Below are 18,493 nucleotides of genomic sequence, written 5' to 3' on the forward strand. Positions count from 1 at the left end.
TATGTAAGTATCTCCCTTTTTGGCGCGCCGCGCAACTCAGCCAATCAGGTCCATGCCGGGATCGTGAAGTTTTGCGCGCCGTGAGATTTCGCGAATGCTTCGATCGCGCTTGTAAGGCTTGACCGAAGCTTGTCCGAAATTTTGATACCAGGCTCGATCTGCAGAAGCTCCACCTTCAGATGCTTCTGCTTCTCGTCAAGCCGCGGATCGATCCGGCCGATTAAGCGGTCTCCGGCCAATATCGGCATCGCATAGTAGCCGTACTTCCGCTTAACGGCCGGTGTATAAATTTCCCACCGGTATTCGAAACCGAACAGATCCTCCAGCCTCTTACGGCTCCATAACAAATTGTCCAGCGGCGGCAGAAACGAAATAGGTGCATCGTCATCAGCCTGGTCTCCCGCACCGTCGATTTGCCTCTGATGCTCAATTAGACAGTCTAAATCGGAGGTTAGCATATAATAGGGACGTTCAAGTTCCTCAATTGCCAAAGCCGTAATGACGCCAGCCGCCACGCCTTGCTCCATAATGGCCCGCCGCTCGGCCGCCTTCAGCCGCTGCCAGCCGAAACGCGCATCGCTCGGTTCGAATATGCGATACGCACGCATATACTTGTGCGTCATTAACCGGCCGGCCTCAACCTCGCCAAGCGTGCCTGCCAATGACAGCAGCTCTGCGGGCACGCTGCGATCGGTCACGTCAAACAGCCGCTGATTGCCTTCTCTCCCGACAATCCGGATCTGCGCGGCATCCATCAGCAGATTGAGCGCGTGAGAGGTCGCCTTTGTTTTGGCCCGGTCATTGTCCCAATAGCCGTGCACCCGCTCTTCCGATTCGAATGCTTTGGCGGGCAAAGGTCTTCCGCCCTCAATTTGCCCAGAACTTGATCGACGACAGGACGAAGCGCTTCGATCGAAGCCGCCGTACGCTCCCGCATGCCAGCCCGCGTCGGCTCAAAAATCGGATAGTCGGCCATCGGAATGACGCAAGCGGCGTTCGCAAAGTATTCGAATACCTTCCGTTCTCGCAACAGCTCATTCATGACGCCAGGCTGATAACCGGGCAACCGCGCGGCCAGCACCAAATGCTGATTCGGACGAACGGCGGATACCGGATCGATCTGTACGCATTCCAGCTGCCGAATGACCTCCATTACGCGTTCTTGTTCATCCCCTCCGAAGTCCTGTACACTTGGTATTGGCTCAAGCAGCAGCTGCTTATCGAGCAAATATCTCCTTACCGCGCGTTTCGATACCGGTATCGCCTTCATTCTGGCTCCGCTCCCGTCTCCATGGATATTCGTTAAGAGAGTTCGACGACTTTGGTCGCAATATTGGCGCAAAATTCACGGTCATGCTCCACAAACAGGATCGTCGGCTCATATTCCAGAAGAAGCTCCTCGATCTGCATGCGGGAGATGACGTCGATAAAATTAAGCGGTTCATCCCAGATGTGCAAGTGGACTTTCTCGCATAGGCTTTTTGCGATCAGCACTTTTTTCTTCTGGCCTCCGCTGAACGAAGACATATCCTTCTCAAACTGGATTCTAGCGAAATCGAGCTTTCTCAAAATCGCTTTAAACAAGCTTTCATCAATCCCGTTCTCCCTCGCGTAATCCGTCAAATTGCCATGCAAATGCGAAGTATCCTGGGATACGTAAGAGATTTTAAGCTGGCTTCCCAATCTGAATGTCCCCGTATGGCTAATGTTCTCGCCGCAAATCAGCTTTAGAATGCTTGATTTACCGGAGCCGTTTTTGCCGGAAAGCGCGATTCGGTCTCCCTGCTCGATCGTAAAATCGATGTCCCGGCATACGAGCTTATCTCCGTAATAGATCGACACGTTGTCCAGCTCGGCGAGCTGGCTCTTGTGATACGGCAGCTGCGTAATTTTTAAGCTGTCGGAGGCCTCAATGTTTTTAAGCAGCTTGGAGCGCTCATCGATGGCGGATTGCTGTCTCTGCTCGATGGACTTGGAGCGCTTCATCATTTTCGCGGCTTTATGGCCGACATACCCTTTATCGACTTTGGAACCGGAATTGCGTGTGCCGTTTTTCGTTTTCTCTACCTCATGCGACCAATTGCTGGTCCGCTTAGCCGCATCCGACAGACGTTTAATATCTTTTTTCAGCTTTTCATTCTCTGCCAGCTCGTAATCATCCTGCCGCTGCTTATTTAACCACCAGTCCGAAAAATTGCCCTTCTGCACCTCGATATTGGTTCGGTTGATGGACAAAATGTGGTCCACGCAATTATCGAGAAAAGCGCGGTCGTGCGATACCAGAATAAAGCCGCTTTTCGATTTCAGGTAATCGCTGACCAGCTTGCGGGCGTGCATGTCTAAATGGTTCGTCGGTTCATCGATGAGAAGAAAGCTGTTTTCCTTCAAAAACAATGCCGCTAGCAGCACCTTCGTCTGCTCTCCATTGGATAAGGATTCGAACGGCCGGTACAGCACATCCTCGGACACCTGCAGCCATGACAGTTCGCGCATCAGCTCCCAATGCTGAAAGTCCGGATAGATGTCCTCCACCACATCGATTGTATGGTTCTCCTTATTCCCGACGGGGAAAGGAAAATATTCAAAGCTGACGCTCGCGGAAATATGTCCGCTGTATTCGTATTTGCCAAGAAGCAGGTTTAGAAAGGTCGTCTTCCCCCGCCCGTTTCTCCCCGTAAAGCCGAGCTTCCAATCGGTATCGAGCTGAAAGCTTACATCCTCAAAAATGTTATCGTAACTGCCGTCGTAAGCAAAAGTGAGATTCGTGACATTTATTAATGACATAAAATATCCTCCCGCGTAAATAAAATGAGCTGCAAGAAAGTTACTTCTTGCAGCTCAAATAAATACAGCGAACCAAACGGCCACTTACGGGCGTTGGTACGGATATATAGACCTGAGTGTAAGGAACCTGTAACTTTCTTGCATATAACAAAACAAACATGCGAAATATCCATGCGGAATGATCGCGTGATCCTGTTTGTTCCATCGATCAGCAAGAAAAATTACTCCATGTTCCTTTTCAGCTCCCATTCGATAAAGTACCCGTATCATACCATGATAATTGGATAATTTCAACCAAATGGCCGGGTCTGACATCTGAAAAAAGAAAATCCTGTATACTTTGCGGGCAGGGTACACACTCTAAAGTGTACGCAGAAATAAAAAAAAGGGAGCTATGCCAAATGGGTAACGACAACGCAAATTATAACCATAACCAGCATAATCAAACGGATAACAACGATCAGAGGGAAAATGACGTTCATGGCGGCGAGTATCGGAACGGACGTCTCAGTCAGACGAAAAACAATAATCCGTCCGGTTCGAGCATTCCCAACGAGTTCGTTAGCCGCAAGGAATAGAAGGAATAAAGACAAACGGCTGCCATGACGGCAGCTGTTTTCATTTATCCGCGTTCCGCGGCGAATGTATTCCGCAATGTTCCAATCCCTTCAACCGTCGCTTCAACGACATCGCCGTCCTTCAGCCAAACCGGAGGCTTTCTCCCCATTCCTACCCCTGGCGGCGTCCCCGTGCTAATAATATCGCCAGGCTGCAGCGTCAACGTTCTCGAGAGGAATGAGATGAGGTAAGGGATATCGAAAATCAGTTCTTTCGTATTCGAAGCCTGCATCGCCTCTCCATTAAGCTTTAACGAGATGCCTAGCTGTCCGGGATTGCTGATTTCATCGGCTGTTACGATCCATGGACCGGTCGGAGCAAAGCCGTCGATCGTTTTGCCGCGGGTCCATTGCGGCTCATGCAGCTGGATATCCCTTGCGCTGACGTCGTTTAAGATCGTGTAGCCATAAACATAGTCCAAGGCGGACTCGACGGGCACCCGCTTGGCAGTCTTCCCCACGACAACCGCTAACTCAACCTCGTAATCGCATTGCGTCACTTCGCTCGGGATCACGATTTCGTCCCCGTGGCCGGCTAAGCAATTGTTATATTTGGGGAACAAGACAGGCACCTTCGGCACCTCCATCTGCGACTCCAGCACATGATCATAATAGTTTAAACCGATACAAATGATTTTCTCCGGATCTGTAATCGGCGGCAGCAGCTTGACCTCGTCCAGCCTGCGGCGCTTGGCGCCATCCTCCGCCCGGTACCGGTCGGGATGCCGAATGATTTCTTTTGCGGAAAGCCCTTTTTGAAACGAGATAATCTGATCGTCTTCCTCCATTATGCCAACTCGCGGCACCCGGTTAGGGTCTTGCAGATCGTAAAATTGCAACAGCTTCACATTGAGTCCTCCATCGTCATTTGTCGTATATCCCCCGCTCCGTTGTTGTGCCCCTACCCGCGAACATGCGCCAGTTCTCTGCTATGCGTATAGAGGAGAACCAGAACATTTGCCAGCCAGAACATAAGAATCTGCGCCGGATATCCGGCCATTTGCAAATAGACCGCTAACAAGACCATGCCAGCCACCACTTGCATGCCGTCCGATACGGGCGTTGCCGGTTTTCCTTTGCGTATCCAGCGACCGAGAAATAGTAACAGCACAAGTAGAATAGCGTAAGCGAGCGAAGCAGCAAAGCTCGTCAATGCGCTCCATACGCCGAAGCTGACCGCTATCGCTTTCCCTCCTCTCCAGCCCAAAAACGGGGAGAACGAATGGCCGAGAAGAGCGGCCGCGCTTGGCAAAACAACGGCATAGCCCGAAATGTCGCCCGCCCGGATCATGATCAATATGGGCAAATATCCTTTCAGAAAATCAAGCGCGATGCCCGCGAGCCCATAACGGTACCCGGCCGCTTTCCATAAATTCATCGCTCCGGGATTGCCGTCTCCCTGTTCCTTCAAATTTCGCTTTGCAAGAAGACCGAGCCAGTAGGAGAACATTAGCGATCCGCTTATGAACGCGATTAGTGTCCACAGGATAATCATGACATATCCCGCCCCCCGACATCAACGCTTCTCCCCTTCCAAGCCACTTTGCCGAAGAAAACCACTTGTATAACAGAATAAATCATAATGCCGATAAAAAAAACGGAGCTTAACATATGAATCGTCGGCAGCGCTATCCCGAATCGGCCGGTGTAACGAACGAAATAATAGATCTGCGCGGTATAAAGCACATAACCTGCCGTTAGTGGCTTCCACCAAGCTGTATTTAAGAAAAACGGCGCCGCCTCGGCCGCAAGGAGTCCGATTAGCCACATCGCCACAAGCAGTGTCGTCAAGCCGCTCAGCTTGCCCGTGCTGAGAACCGCTCCTTTGCTAAAGCCTTCGATCTCGCTTCGTATGCCCCCGGGGTACATTCGAAAGCTGACTAATCCGTGTCCGATATAATTGTTGACCGGAATGCCTGCGGCTTTAAACTTGGCGCCAAGATTGAGGTCATCCAGCAGCTCCGATTTAATTCCGATATGGCCGCCCGCTTGTTCGTATTGCTCCCTCGACACGAGGATACAAGCCCCATACAAGCCTTGATCCGGATTTTGCCGCTCCATCGGCGAAGTAAACGCAAACACCCCAAGCAGGCACGGAATTAACGCCAGCCGTTCATAAAACCGTTTCGTTTCATGATAAGGGACGACGGAGATTGCCCCTCCCGTACGCTCGCGCACTTCGAGCAACGCTTGCAAGGCATTCGGCGCAAGCCGGACGTCCGCATCCAAAAACGCGATCAAGTCGCCAGTCGCCTCCAAATAGCCGTTATAGACGGCCCAGTTCTTCCCCGTCCATCCCGGAGGCAATTCGGGACTTTCGATAACGGTTACGCCAAAGCTCTCGGCGATCGCTTTCGTACGGTCGAGTGAGTGGTCATCCACCACAATAATTTCAAACGGCTGAATGGTTTGGTCGCGAAGCGATTGTAGAAGGTTCGGGAGATTATGTTCTTCGTTTCTTGCTGGAATAATAACCGAAAGCTTGCCCTGCTTTAGCGCTTCATCCCGGCTAACGGAAACCGTCTTCCTGCGAAACAGAATCCATCCGGCCGTCCAGGCGATTATCAACACAATAAGGATTAGAATCTTCTCCATGCCAGCGCCCCCGTCAGAGTGATTGGCTTCCTTGTAATCTATTTATATGATACGCCTTGATCCTTCTATGAGCGACGAATCATTGCAAGGAAATGGCGGATATTTGGCGCAAAAAAAAGCATAGGCCCCAGCTTATTGGGAACCTACGCTTTGTCGTACACGCCGCGCGAATCGTATTACCTGTTCATATCGGTTAAACCAGGGCTGTGCTCGTTCGGCAGCTCGACATTGTACGGCAGCGGGTAACCTTCCGGCGGCGGAACAACCTGTAGCTCTCCGCCGTTGCGGCTAGGCGATTTGCCGCTAAATATTTCTCCAATCCGCGTCTGATCCAGCCGGAAATTAAACTGCGCGTTGTGGAAGCCCATATCGACGTATTTGCGGCATTCCGGATATTTGTTAATATCATAGTTCGGCACAGGGAATAAGCTGCCCCAGTTAACGCCGAGCGTCTCAAGCGCTTTGGCATAAGCATTCTGATGCGCGTTATCCCGAACGATGAGGAACGCGAGCGTTTCGCGGAACGTTTTATTCGTGCTCATCTCGTAAATACGGGTCTTTTGCAGCACGCCTGTCGATTCGAGCAGCAGGTTATCCAGCAAATCGCTAATCAAATTGCCATGGCTGTAAACATAATTGCCAAGCCAAGGATTGCCACCGGCGTCCACCGGCAATGAGCTTTGCGCTCCGACAATATAATGATGCGGGTTCGCGTTTTTCACCGCGTCGTCAAGAGGCGCGCCGTCAACTCCAGCATTTCCCGGCATTTCTTCCCCGCTGCCGGTGAGCAGCTGGTTTATGGTGTTCTGAACAAGCTCGACATGCGCAATCTCTTCCAGAAAAATGCCGCGAATCAGATCGCGGTATTGCGTCGCTTTTCCTCTGAAATTGCTGCTTTGAAAAAAGAACTGCATCATTGTCCGCATTTCGCCATAGTGGCCGCCAAGTATTTCTTGGATAACCTTAGCGGCCGCCGGATCCGGTTTATCCGGCACAATCATATTGATCAAGTCTTCTTTGTAGAAATACAAGGCTATGCCTCCTTTAGTTGGTTCTACGGTATACCATTTGTTGAAGAACGCCGACTTATGCGTAACGAACGAGTCTTTTTCTCAATGCTCGGCTTTATCGTCGAATGCGAAACGCGGAGAGAACGATAGCATTAAGAAGATTAAACATGATTCGCCTCGATGTAAGCGGTATTTTGAATGTCAAATCCTCGTTTTTGAGCAGCTATCGGCTTCCTTGTTTCTTTACAGTGCGGATTGCGAGGCGTATGATTGATCAATGTAAGCACGCTATACAACGGAATACTCCTTAATCGCTTAATTCTGTAATCCAGAAGCGGGGGAACCATCGGAATGGGCTTTCCATTCCTGGGGTGAATCACTTGATCCGTTTAGATCAGGTGTAAGGTTACTTTCAAACCTGAATCCGTCAGCTAACCTCGTAAGCGTCCCGAAAGAGGAACTCATCGCGCAACTTTTTTTGAAGAAGCCGCGGGAAGGTCCAGCTTTCCTGCGGCTTTTTTGTGCTGTCCGATGAGAATTTAAGGCAGGCTTTTTCGTAAAGAATAACGGTGCTGCGAAAAATTGTTCTCAGAATGGAGTGCAAACCTGTATGCCAGCCTTTAAACGACTTCTGATCGGCAGACCGTTGAAGTCAACGGAGTTAGGCGAGCAAAAACTGAACAAAAAGAAGGCGCTCGCGATCCTTTCCTCCGATGCTTTATCTTCCGTTGCTTACGGACCCGAACAAATTTTACTTGTCTTAATGACAGTGAGCGCGGCAGCGTTCTGGTACTCGGTCCCGATCGGGATCGGCGTATTGATCTTGTTATGCGCACTGATTCTTTCTTATCGGCAAATTATCTTCGCTTACCCGCATGGCGGCGGCGCGTACGTCGTGTCCAAAAACAATCTCGGCGTATATCCCGGTCTGATCGCGGGCGGCTCCTTATTGGTTGATTATATTCTAACGGTCGCCGTCAGCGTCTCGGCAGGGACGGACGCGATTACATCCGCTTTTCCCTCGCTGCATGAATACACTGTTCCGATCGCCGTTGTTTTCGTCCTGCTGCTCACGATTTTGAACCTAAGGGGCGTTACCGAATCGGCATCGGTACTGGCTTATCCGGTCTATTTGTTCGTGGTCGCGTTATTTATCCTAATCGGCACCGGCATCTATCGGATCGCAACGGGCGAAGTCTCCCATGAGCTGCATACGCCGGTTGGCACGCCGATTGCGGGTATCAGCCTGTTCCTGCTGCTGAAAGCTTTCGCATCGGGCAGCTCGGCGCTTACCGGTGTTGAGGCGATTTCGAACGCCATTCCGAACTTCAAAGATCCGGCGCCGAACAATGCGTCCAGGACGCTTATGGCGATGGGGGCTCTGCTGGCGGTCCTGTTTTCCGGCATCGTATTTCTCGCCTATTATTATGGCATCTCGCCGATGCACGAGGTAACGGTCGTCTCCCAAATTGCGGAAGAAACATTCGGGCGCAACGCAATGTATTTTTTCATTCAAGGCGCAACGGCTTTGATCCTGATCCTTGCAGCGAATACGGGGTATTCGGCCTTCCCGCTGCTTGCCGTCAATTTGGCGAAGGATAAATTTATTCCGAGAATGTTTACGGTGCGCGGCGATAGACTCGGCTATTCGAACGGCATTATTAGCCTAGGCTTGCTGTCCATTCTGCTCATCATCGTGTTCCAAGGTCAGACCGAACAGCTCATCCCGCTTTACGCGGTCGGCGTGTTTATCCCCTTCACCCTTTCGCAGTCCGGCATGATGGTAAAGTGGATTCGGGAGAAACCGCAGGGCTGGGTCGGCAAACTGATCATTAATACAACAGGGGCCGTTATTTGTCTGACCGTAACCCTGATGTTTTTTATTACAAAGTTCGCTCAGGTATGGACCGTCCTCCTATTCCTGCCGGTCATCGTCTATGTGTTTCACCGCATTAAAAAGCATTACGAAGCGGTCGGCGAGCAGCTGCGATTGGCCACCTGCGAGCCGGTTACTCCGATCGAGGGCAATGTGATCATCGTTCCGGTATCCGGCATTACGCATGTCGTGGAGCATTCGTTGAATTACGCAAGATCGCTTTCCGCCGAACAAATTATCGCGGTCTATATCCCCTTCGAGCGGGAAGACGAAGCTCGTTTCGAGGAGAAGTGGAGCAAATGGATGCCGGATATTCGGCTTGTCACGCTGCATTCGCCATACCGGAGCATTATTCAGCCGCTTAGTAAATTTATCGATGTGGTTCATCGGAAAGCGAGCGAAAATAACTACCAGGTGACGGTCGTCATCCCGCAATTTATACCGAAAAAAGGCTGGCATAACTTGCTTCACAACCAGACCAGCTTTTTGATTCGCACTTACTTGCTTTACCGCAAGGACATTATCATTACAACCGTCCCCTACCATCTGAAAAAATAAAGCACGCGAAAGGACCTCAAATTCCACTGCAAAGCGGAAAATGAGGTCCTTTTTCCTGAAACGATATCGAGGAGCTAATCAAATTACTTATTGCCTATTGGCAAAGCCCTTTTTCAACTTAATGAACCGTCATTATTGCAGCTCCCACAATGCGGGAACGATGCTAGGCTCCCACCCCGTCAATGAAGTGTGCGCCTGGCGGCACTTATATGTCGCGCCGTTATAAGTGACGAGATCCCCTACCGCATAGGCGGTATTCGGAGCCCAAGGCGTTGCTCCGGTCTGACCCGCTGCCGTCGTCACGGTTACGGCATTGCTGTTGGCTGAGACATTGCCGGCTGCGTCAAAGGCGCGCACGGTGAACGTATACTGCGTGCTCGGGCTAAGTCCGGTTACGACACGATCGGTGCCCGTGACTGTCGCGACCAGGGTCGAGCCTTGATAAATGCGGTAGCCGGCAACGCCGACATTGTCCGTCGACGGGTTCCACATCAGGGAGACGGAGCTTGAAGTTGGCGTTCCCATGACGTGAAGGTTTGTTGGCGCGGAAGGCGCTGTCGTATCATTCGTCGGCAGCGGACTGGTCGTTACTTGATGGCTTGCGCTGGCGGCCGATCGATTGCCTGCCGCATCGTAAGCCTTTACCGTGAAGCTATAAGCCGTTCCGGCATTCAGATTCGTCAAGTTAACGCTTGTGCCGGATGTTGTTGCGATTGGCGTTGAGCTGGACCCGGAGAATACTTCATAGCCCGTAACGCCGATATTGTCGGTCGAAGCATTCCAGGCCAGCGTGAGAGAAGTCGTGCCCACATTGCTGGATCTTACGTTCGCAGGCGCGGATGGAGCCGTCGTATCGCCTGGAGGATTCGAGCCGCTGAATTGGGCGTCGATGACGATATACCAAGCGTTCTGCGTATCGGCGATATCCCATACGCCGAGAATGACATGATAGCCGGATCTCGCAGGAACATTGCAGCTGTGAGACAGCGTCTCAGGCGGCTGCTGTCCATTGCCCTGGACCGTACAGAACGGCGTAAGATCGAATTGCGCGCGGGATAGCGGCGCGTCAGGGTTCCAGGTTGGTTTTGTAATAAAGTAACGATAGCTTGTTGTGGCATGGCGTGCCGTGAACTTCCATGTAAACGTATTGGTTCCGCTGCTCATGTTCACTTTGCTCCAGCGTGTGGAGGTTTGAGCGTCGAGAGGCGCGAATGCCGCAAGTCCCGCGCTAGCGATTTTGCCGTCGGCTGGCCCGGCGGCTGGGAAGCCTTTCAGTCCTTCAAGGCTTTGCGGCTCATAGACGATATTGCCGCAGTTCGTATTTACCCCGTTCTTACATAATATGGCCCGGCTGGCCGGCGAATCGATATAGCCGTGCGCAGATACGGACTTTGCAAAGGCAAACATACAAGCGAGTATAAGCAGCAGACCGCCGCTAGCAAGCATAATACGGTAAAACATACGGGAATCGATACGGAGCTGATTCATCTTTACATAACCTCCATTTTATAGGAATTGGCAGTTGGTTCTCCTTCTCCTACCCTTATGCGGAGTGTTAGTACAAGTGTCTCCTCTCTTCGACTGGTCCATGAAACCCTCAACGTTTACCCTCTATAAACACCAGCTCCTTCTGTCATAGATTTATATAAACTCCAGGAAGAGCTTATATACGCTGAAAACGGAGAAGCGAAAAGTGATGCATACGTAATGAGGCGGTTCAAAGTAGCTGGAAGAGTTGCGGACGGCGCTGTGATGAATCGGTCCGGCAGCCGGACGATTAGCGGCGGATGGGAATCCTGGTTCGGATTTTATGTGAGGAAAATATTGTAATTCTACCATAAGGGAAAGCGCCTAGCATTGTATATACGATATTAGTAGCATTCTCGACAGTCAGTTTAGTGGGTCCGTGGCCCAGTACCCAACGTCCTAAGTGTATTGCCTAACTCTTCATTTATGTCTGCCGCTAAAGAAAAAAGTCCCGGCGAGCTGAAGAGCGCCGGGAAAACGATGTCGAAACAGCATGTACGATTAGGACGCTTTTTATCGGTCTCTGCTTACCATGTAGTCCAATAAATGCTGAAGAAAGGCGGTATCGCGAGGGAGCGGCTTTAATGCCTCGGTTGCCATGCAGTAATGCTCCCACATCGCTTTAGCGGCCTCTTCCTGCCCAAGGATCGTAACAAATGTCGAGTTATTATTGTCCACGTCCTGCCGGACCGGCTTGCCGAGGAGCTCCGAATCTCCTGTGGAGTCAAGCAGGTCATCCTTAATTTGAAAAGCGATGCCCGCATGATACGCAAACTTCTTCAAGGCTTCGATCTCCGCTTCCTTCACCTGGGCAAGAATCGCCGGCATGACAAGAGAAGCTTCGAACGCCATCCCGGTTTTGTAATAGCAGATCGTGTTCATCTCTTCCAACGTTAGTGCCTTTCCCCTTGCTTCCAAATCCATCGCTTGACCCGCGCACATATCCGCTGCAATTTGGGATGAGTACCGCATGAGTGCCAGCACGGCTTTCGGTTCGAAGGATTCTAGCGACGCCTGTTCGCCGAACGCCTTCTGGATCAAATAAAGTCCGGTAAGCTCTGCGGTCGCGCTATTATGCACCTGATGCAAGGTTGGACGCCCTCTTCGGGTCGAGGCGTTATCCTGTGACGGAAGATCGTCGAAAATTAATGATGCGGTATGCATATACTCCAAGGAACGAAGGAGCGGTGCGATTCCGGACGGCGACAGACCGTATTCCTTTACCCCCATAACCCAAGCCAATACCGGCCTCAGCCGTTTGCCCGAGCCATCGAGACTGTAATTTGCGGCATCAATCAATGATGCCTTCATGGGCGGACTTCCAACTGGCGTTGGAATCTGAAGCAGTTCGTTGATTTGTTGTTGAACCGTTCGGAGCGTCTCCGAGAATTGTTCCTTCTCGCGTCGGTCATTCCGAAGCGCATGGACCATCTGGTCGCGCAGCAGTTTATCGAGGAAATCGACATCATCCGCCTTTTGAACCATTTGTTGAATCAGCAGATTGAAATCCGACAAGCCGGACGCAAATATCCCCATCAATTCGTTATACTGATCGGCGCCAAGCCGAAGCTTGCATCGTTTCAATCCATTGATCGCGCGGTCTAGAATAACGTCTCGCGTTTTGGCGTCGGAACGGTAGACGGCGTGGATTAAGTGAGAAATGACGGCCCAATACATTTCAAACGGGTTAATCAAGTCCTTCCGTTCGCGATGATACGTTAAATAATACGTGTAAGGCGTCACAGCCCCTTCTTCCAAGTCGTCGAACAGATCCGCAAAATCATCGGCAAGCTGATTGTAGATGCCGTAGTAAAACGTATGCTGATCAAAACCTTCGTCCGTTCCTGCGCTTATGACGGAGCGCACAATCATCCGGGAAGAAGAAGATTTCAGAATAATAGGCAAGTACAGCTCTTCGTTTGAATAGCTCGTATTGGAGAGCTGTTTAATCCGGTCCAAATGCTGGGAATGAAAGAATACATACGATTGCTCGCAGAAGGTCTCCAGCGTATCGGGACGCTGATATTTTTTCATATACTCGAAAGCTTCCCGAAGCTCCGCATGCACAAAACGCATCAGTTCAAAGTTCGAGCCGGTCCACTCGCGAAGCTCCGGTACGGCGCCATGCAGCAGCGTCTCGCGAATCATCGCGGAATAACGGTCCTTCTCCTCCTGCTTCAGCACGTTCGAATCGAGCAAGTCGTCGATAAAAGGGTAGGTTAAACCATAGGAATAGCCTAGTCTGATCGCCTCGTCCAACCTGCGCGAACGCTCCGCAGACAATACCGCATCGTCCATTTCCTCCATAACATGAAGGATAACGCCCACGATGATTTTAATCAGCTTGCGCACAGCGTGCTCCGCGCTCATTCCATCCGGAATAGCGGCCGAAACGGTTTTGAGCTTATGAATCAGCCAAATAATCGCGGTTTCGACGCCCTCCTTCTGTGCCCATCGGTAAACGCCGGAAAGACTCATAAACTCAGGGTGGTCTTTCTCAGACGCTTCAGGCGAACGATTCAGCTTACGCTTCAAGTCCGTTACGATATGGCGAATGCGGGCTTGCGTAGCGGGAGTATCAAGCGCTTTACCCAAGTCTCTCATATAAATGTAGGAAACGCTTCGTTCCAAATAATTGTCCAGCTTGCCATGCTCGCTCAGCCAGCGGATATATTTGCGGTATTGCAACGTATCCGGTCTGCTCCCGCCGCGTGTCAAGAAGGAAAACCACGATTGACTCCGGGAACGGCCTTTCCCCCATTGCTTGATATCGGTCGTCAGGGAGTCGATGTACCGCTTATCCGATACCTGCGCATATAACGAGGAATAATAGCTTGACGCCTTTTGTTCCGCTTGCCTATACCATGTATCCGCGTTAATTTGTAATGTGTTCGTCATAAGATGGGTTCCCTCAAATTCTTCTTTTATATGTTCATCGTACATCAAAACCGGAATTCGATCACCTGTTTTATACGTGAAAACGGCCAGACCGTTACTGTTTTGCGGGAAATAAATAAGAAAAAGCCGCGAATGACTTATCCAACATTTCGCGGCATTAATCATTTATGAGGTTAAATAGACGAACAGCCCTATGACGTTAAGATCTTGCGGCAGCCGCTTCCCTTAGCGGAGTAACGGCGCGCGTCCGGTCAAAGTAGATAAACGCATCATAACGCTTCGACACGACGGTCGGCACGTAGTTGCCCTGCTCCCACTCCGGATGGTAGACGACACCGATCGCCCGATGTCCAAGCGTTAACTCGTCGAGAGCAGACGTGTCATCACCGAACAGTAGCCACTTGTTCTCCGCGCCGTCACGGTGAAGCAGCTCTTCCCAGCTATTTTTGATCGCTTCCGGCACTGTCATTTCTTCTGCGGGGCTTCCCCAAGCTCTGCCCGCTATGACGCTGCCATGGTACGTGCCATATCCAACCGCGAACACTTCGCCGTCATATTTCTCCCGAAGCAGCTGGCCGACATTCACCATGTCCTCCGCCACCATGTCCGTCCATCTCGCATCGCCAATATGCGTATTGTGCTCCCACACAATGGCCTGCGCATCTTCTCCGTGGAAAGCGATCAGCTTCTCCAGCGCTTCCACCATATGGCGGTCCCGGACATTCCACGATTCGGCATCATGCCTAATCATCGTACGGTAGTAGGTTTCGCCGCCCTTCACCGCAAGGGCATTCATCTCCGCGCTAAGCGCATCCTCCCGGTCATTCGCGGCCGCTTCCTTCCATTTGTCCTGCAGCTTCCGAAGCAGCTCGACCACTTCATCCTCGCAGCCTTCGCCGTAGAAGGAAGCCGAAATCCCATACCGCTGCTCATCCCGCCCATGCGGCTCAAAGCATTCAAACGCGCGCTTTGCGGCTTCGATATCGGAGCCCGGCTTGGCTTCAAGGTACTTCAGAATCTCCTCCATGGATTCCCATAAGCTGTATACATCAATGCCGTAGAAGCCAACCTTCTCATCGTCAGGCTTATCCTTATTATATTGACGAAGCCATTCCGCGAGCTCCATCACTTCTCGATTCGCCCACATCCATGCCGGCCATCTCGCGAAATCTTGTAACGCTTCCCGCGCGCCGATTCCCGGATCGGTATACCCTTTGACATAGCGATTTAAGGTGTAGCAGGAAGGCCAATCGCCTTCGACCGCTATAAATCGAAATCCATATTCGGTTATTAACCGTTTGGACCATGCCGCGCGGTCGACATAATATTCCGATGTGCCATGCGAGGCTTCTCCTAACAGGACAAATCTCGCCTTGCCAGCCTTCTTCAGAATAGCCTCCGCGCTATCCGGTCCCTTATACGGCTTCGCCGCGTGCTTAATCGTTTGCAGCACCTTGCTTTCCATTCACTGACGTCTCCTCACGACTGACATTTATTGCCTTACGCAACACATGCAGTTTGCCCGAAACGCCGTTCTCTATGCGATGAATTACAGATGCGAATATTTGGCGAACATCTTGCCGTACCGCTTCTCCAAACCTTTCGATACGAGGTGGAAGCCAATAATAAGAGACGCGTATGCGGCCAGCGGGATATAAAAAATCCACGTGTTGACATAGAAATTCATGCGCCCGCTGCCGATAAGCCCCGCCCATTCGTTCGAGCGGCTGTGATACTCCGTCGGATCGGGGTACATGGTGGTCCCGCCTACAAAAATATGGAAGAGGGCCAATTGGCCGAACAGCGTCAATGTAAGGATAACCTCCTGCACGAAAAGAATGAGAAAGCTTTCTTTCATTTGCGGGAACAAATGGGAACGAATGATCTTCCAGCCGCTGGCGCCAAGCGATTGCGAAGCGGTTACAAATTGTTTCTCGCGAATGACCATCGTTTTGGCTTTGACCGTCGTAGCGACGGAAGGCACGCCGACAATGAGAAGCACCGCTGCCAGTATGATCGACATTTCAAAAGCTGAAGCATGAGGGTTAATGGATATGCCAATCATGATCAGCCATACGATGAGGAAGATCGGGATACCGTTCAATACCGACCAAATGGAAGAACCGCCCTTGGCTTGGGCGCTTTCTTTGCTGAAATACCCGAGCAGCATGCCGATCAGTCCGCCAATCAACACTCTCGCAAGCGCGATGCCGATTGAAAGGAAGATGGAATATTTAGCGCCGTTCAGAAGCTTGGTTAATAGATCGTATCCGTTTTGGTCGGTTCCAAGCGGATATTTGGCGCTCGGGGCAACCGGCGGCGCGATTACATAGCCTTCTCCGTTCTCATCCACGATATATTCGATTTTGACTTGATCGTCAAGCTCATACGGCGCGAACAGCGGTCCAATCAAAGCGACCAGAATCATAACGCCTGTTAGTAACAGACCGGCAATCAAGGTTTTGTTCATCGCAGAAACACCTTCCCTAGAGCAAATAGGAACGCTCGAATGATGGCATATCCGATGCCGTACAGCACGAGAAACGCCAGCAAGCCATTCACGACAATATCATATTGATAGCCATGTCCGCTGAACGCATTCGTGAAAATTAACATCGAGATGCCGTTGTTGTTGAACAAATATTCGACGATAAAAAGATTGCCCATTATTATTCCCATCAGCTTATGCAAATCGCCTTTTATATAAGGAAGCACGTTCGGGAGCGCATGGAAAAATATAATGTACATTCGCCCGAGTCCTCTCGCCTTGGCGTTGCCGATGTAATCCTCCTTCAGTGTAAGGCTCATCTGCATCGCGACATTCCGAATCATATAATTGGCGGGGATGATTATCATCGCGATCAGCGGCAGCATAACCGCCGGCTCATCGGAATTCAGCGTAGCCACTTCGAACAGCACCACGCCTGTTTCTCTGGCGATCAGAACAATGCCGAATTGGAGCAGCAGCACAACAACAAAATCCGGCAGCGAACCGATAAAATCGACAATCCCTTTCATCCAGCCGGCTTTTGACACAGCGAAATAGATACCGGCAAATATGCCGATTGCCGTTCCGGCAATCCCCGCCGCCGAAACATAATAAAAGGAATTCAGAAAGAATGGTCCGATCCACTCCCAGAAGGAGTATTCATTCTCACCCGCATAGAAGCGGAATGATTCGCCGTTCTCTATGCCTGAGAAATAGCCGGTGAACGTACCGGCCGCCGCTTTCCATGAAAGCTGGAACGAGCCGCTTACAGGGTCGGTATGAAGCAGTACGGGCATAACGGCGAATAAGAAGATGAATAGGATGATGGCTGGAACAATGAAAGTCAGTTGAGCGGCTTTCGGCATAAGAAGCTTCCTTTCCTGTTTTTCTATGAAATGGATGAATCTATTATAGCGGTAACCTTAATGATTCAAAAGACCAGATTTTTACAATTTTATTAAAGCAAAATTGACTGCCTCATTCGGCAGTCAATTCGATTAAAGGTTATGATCGTTTCTCTTCCTTCGCCTGATACCTTGCTTATTGCGCTGTTGCTTCCAGGCTAAGAAGCTCCTTAATCTCTTCCATTTGCGCTTTAGACAAGGGGCCTTGCGGAATTGCGCCTATCAACTCTTTGACTTGCTTAATGTTTTTGAACCCCGGAATCGGAATGGCCGCTTCGCTTCTGCCCCATAGCCAAGCTAGCGCCCCCTGGACCAAGCTGCGATTATCGGCAGTCAGTATCTCTTTGACGGCGTCGAGCTTCTCTAGCAGCTGAGGGACAGGACGCCCGTCCTTGAAGTAGGCTACCCACTCATGCCCGCTTCCTCTGACATCGTCGGAGGCGAAGAAGGAGTCCCGATTAAATTTGCCGCTTAGCAGGCCCATCGCGAGCGGTGAATTAATAATGCCGCTTAATCCATGCCGTTCGTAGACGGACACCATTTTCGGGTCATCCCTCAGCACGTTCATCGCATGTTGAATCGCCGCTCCTTCCGATTTTTCGGCAAACAACTCGGCGCGATGCGCGTCGTAGGTGCTCCAACCGTAAGAGCGAATCCATCCTTCCTGCTGCAAGCTGTTCAGCGTATCGATTACGGATTCCAATTCTTCGAAGCTAAGCGATCCGGCATGAATTTGATAGAGGTCGATATAATCGGTGCGAAGCCTGCGGAGTGAACGCCTTAGCGCTTCGCGTACGTAAGCGGGCGACACGTCGTGACGGCCGAACACTTCCTTCGTCGCCTTATTGTTTGTAAAACCGAATTTCGTCGCAATCACGACTTTATGCCTTCGGCCTTGCACGGCTTCACCAAGCACTTCTTCACTGTGACCGGTTCCGTAAGCGTCCGCCGTATCGAAGAAGTTGACGCCTCCATCAATCGCGGCATGGATCGAAGCTATCGATTCCCGGTCATCCACCTGACCCCAGCCGTCCTGCAAGCCGTCTAATGTAAAGGGGCCGCCAATCGCCCAACAGCCCAGCCCAAGCGCGCTTACCTCAATATCCGTTCGTCCCAATGTTTTCTTCATTCTCTTTCCTCCTTGTTCTTATCGGTTCGATTTCATTATAATGTCATTAATGGTCTTCGATTAGATCCAATAATGATTAGATTTTAAGAACCAATTCGTATTGGAG

13 protein-coding genes, 1 pseudogene and 1 riboswitch are annotated in these 18,493 nt (G+C 50.9%); of the genes and pseudogenes, 2 read left to right on the plus strand and 12 right to left on the minus strand.

Annotated features, from left to right (window positions below; translation table 11 throughout):
- Positions 1 to 44 precede the first annotated feature (44 nt).
- Positions 45 to 1,270 (minus strand): annotated as a pseudogene (locus tag D3P08_RS20860) (winged helix-turn-helix domain-containing protein).
- A gap of 32 nt (positions 1,271 to 1,302) precedes the next feature.
- Entirely contained in the window at positions 1,303 to 2,784 is a 1,482-nt protein-coding gene (locus tag D3P08_RS20865; protein ID WP_119602055.1) for an Lsa family ABC-F type ribosomal protection protein, read from the minus strand.
- A 401-nt stretch (positions 2,785 to 3,185) separates the two neighbouring features.
- On the opposite strand from D3P08_RS20865, the gene D3P08_RS27400 reads away from it, so the two are divergent.
- Positions 3,186 to 3,362, plus strand: coding sequence for a hypothetical protein (locus D3P08_RS27400; RefSeq protein ID WP_162848553.1), 177 nt, complete (start codon positions 3,186 to 3,188; stop codon positions 3,360 to 3,362).
- Between the two features lie 44 nt (positions 3,363 to 3,406).
- Here the strand turns inward: D3P08_RS27400 and D3P08_RS20870 are convergent, their stop codons facing one another.
- From D3P08_RS20870 to D3P08_RS20885, 4 genes are all read right to left on the minus strand, one after another.
- Positions 3,407 to 4,249 carry a fumarylacetoacetate hydrolase family protein gene (locus tag D3P08_RS20870; protein WP_240647684.1) on the minus strand — a complete coding sequence of 281 codons (843 nt, stop codon included), beginning with the start codon at positions 4,247 to 4,249 and terminating at the stop codon, positions 3,407 to 3,409.
- A 53-nt stretch (positions 4,250 to 4,302) separates the two neighbouring features.
- Complete coding sequence (locus tag D3P08_RS20875; protein ID WP_119602056.1) at positions 4,303 to 4,896, minus strand: glycerol-3-phosphate acyltransferase; 594 nt, start codon at positions 4,894 to 4,896, stop codon at positions 4,303 to 4,305.
- Complete coding sequence (locus D3P08_RS20880; RefSeq protein ID WP_119602057.1) at positions 4,893 to 5,996, minus strand: glycosyltransferase; 1,104 nt, start codon at positions 5,994 to 5,996, stop codon at positions 4,893 to 4,895. Before D3P08_RS20880 ends, D3P08_RS20875 begins: the two co-directional genes overlap by 4 nt.
- 176 nt (positions 5,997 to 6,172) lie before the next feature.
- A complete protein-coding gene (locus D3P08_RS20885; RefSeq protein ID WP_119602058.1) occupies positions 6,173 to 7,027 on the minus strand; it encodes a manganese catalase family protein in 855 nt (284 codons plus the stop codon).
- A gap of 281 nt (positions 7,028 to 7,308) precedes the next feature.
- A riboswitch (cyclic di-AMP (ydaO/yuaA leader) is annotated at positions 7,309 to 7,468 on the plus strand.
- A 148-nt stretch (positions 7,469 to 7,616) separates the two neighbouring features.
- Between D3P08_RS20885 and D3P08_RS20890 the strand changes: the two genes are divergently transcribed.
- A complete protein-coding gene (locus tag D3P08_RS20890; protein ID WP_119602059.1) occupies positions 7,617 to 9,440 on the plus strand; it encodes an APC family permease in 1,824 nt (607 codons plus the stop codon).
- Positions 9,441 to 9,572: 132 nt separating this feature from the next.
- Here D3P08_RS20890 and D3P08_RS20895 read toward each other — a convergent pair whose 3' ends face one another.
- The 6 genes from D3P08_RS20895 to D3P08_RS20920 all read right to left on the minus strand — a co-directional run bounded on the left by D3P08_RS20895 (position 9,573) and on the right by D3P08_RS20920 (position 18,387).
- On the minus strand, positions 9,573 to 10,928 hold the full coding sequence (locus D3P08_RS20895) for a lytic polysaccharide monooxygenase (protein WP_119602060.1): 1,356 nt from the start codon (positions 10,926 to 10,928) through the stop codon (positions 9,573 to 9,575).
- A gap of 552 nt (positions 10,929 to 11,480) precedes the next feature.
- A complete protein-coding gene (locus tag D3P08_RS20900; protein WP_119602088.1) occupies positions 11,481 to 13,865 on the minus strand; it encodes a polyprenyl synthetase family protein in 2,385 nt (794 codons plus the stop codon).
- A 199-nt stretch (positions 13,866 to 14,064) separates the two neighbouring features.
- Positions 14,065 to 15,330 (minus strand): erythromycin esterase family protein, encoded by a 1,266-nt coding sequence (locus D3P08_RS20905; RefSeq protein ID WP_119602061.1) that lies wholly within the window; start codon positions 15,328 to 15,330, stop codon positions 14,065 to 14,067.
- A gap of 84 nt (positions 15,331 to 15,414) precedes the next feature.
- A complete protein-coding gene (locus D3P08_RS20910) occupies positions 15,415 to 16,335 on the minus strand; it encodes an ABC transporter permease (protein ID WP_119602062.1) in 921 nt (306 codons plus the stop codon).
- A complete protein-coding gene (locus tag D3P08_RS20915) occupies positions 16,332 to 17,219 on the minus strand; it encodes an ABC transporter permease subunit (protein WP_119602063.1) in 888 nt (295 codons plus the stop codon). Before D3P08_RS20915 ends, D3P08_RS20910 begins: the two co-directional genes overlap by 4 nt.
- A 175-nt stretch (positions 17,220 to 17,394) precedes the next feature.
- Positions 17,395 to 18,387, minus strand: coding sequence for an aldo/keto reductase (locus D3P08_RS20920; protein ID WP_119602064.1), 993 nt, complete (start codon positions 18,385 to 18,387; stop codon positions 17,395 to 17,397).
- Positions 18,388 to 18,493: the final 106 nt, after the last annotated feature.

Source organism: Paenibacillus nanensis (genome assembly GCF_003583765.1).
Classification (GTDB): domain Bacteria; phylum Bacillota; class Bacilli; order Paenibacillales; family Paenibacillaceae; genus Pristimantibacillus; species Pristimantibacillus nanensis.

What these genes read in the sequence shown, in the direction of transcription:
- D3P08_RS20920 (WP_119602064.1), bottom strand. Translation starts at nt 18,387, where the DNA reads ATGAAGAAAACATTGGGACGAACGGATATTGAGGTAAGCGCGCTTGGG.
- D3P08_RS20880 (WP_119602057.1), bottom strand. Translation starts at nt 5,996, where the DNA reads ATGGAGAAGATTCTAATCCTTATTGTGTTGATAATCGCCTGGACGGCC.
- D3P08_RS20890 (WP_119602059.1), top strand. Translation starts at nt 7,617, where the DNA reads ATGCCAGCCTTTAAACGACTTCTGATCGGCAGACCGTTGAAGTCAACG.
- D3P08_RS20875 (WP_119602056.1), bottom strand. Translation starts at nt 4,896, where the DNA reads ATGATTATCCTGTGGACACTAATCGCGTTCATAAGCGGATCGCTAATG.
- D3P08_RS20895 (WP_119602060.1), bottom strand. Translation starts at nt 10,928, where the DNA reads ATGAATCAGCTCCGTATCGATTCCCGTATGTTTTACCGTATTATGCTT.
- D3P08_RS20915 (WP_119602063.1), bottom strand. Translation starts at nt 17,219, where the DNA reads ATGCCGAAAGCCGCTCAACTGACTTTCATTGTTCCAGCCATCATCCTA.
- D3P08_RS20905 (WP_119602061.1), bottom strand. Translation starts at nt 15,330, where the DNA reads ATGGAAAGCAAGGTGCTGCAAACGATTAAGCACGCGGCGAAGCCGTAT.
- D3P08_RS27400 (WP_162848553.1), top strand. Translation starts at nt 3,186, where the DNA reads ATGGGTAACGACAACGCAAATTATAACCATAACCAGCATAATCAAACG.
- D3P08_RS20865 (WP_119602055.1), bottom strand. Translation starts at nt 2,784, where the DNA reads ATGTCATTAATAAATGTCACGAATCTCACTTTTGCTTACGACGGCAGT.
- D3P08_RS20910 (WP_119602062.1), bottom strand. Translation starts at nt 16,335, where the DNA reads ATGAACAAAACCTTGATTGCCGGTCTGTTACTAACAGGCGTTATGATT.
- D3P08_RS20900 (WP_119602088.1), bottom strand. Translation starts at nt 13,865, where the DNA reads ATGACGAACACATTACAAATTAACGCGGATACATGGTATAGGCAAGCG.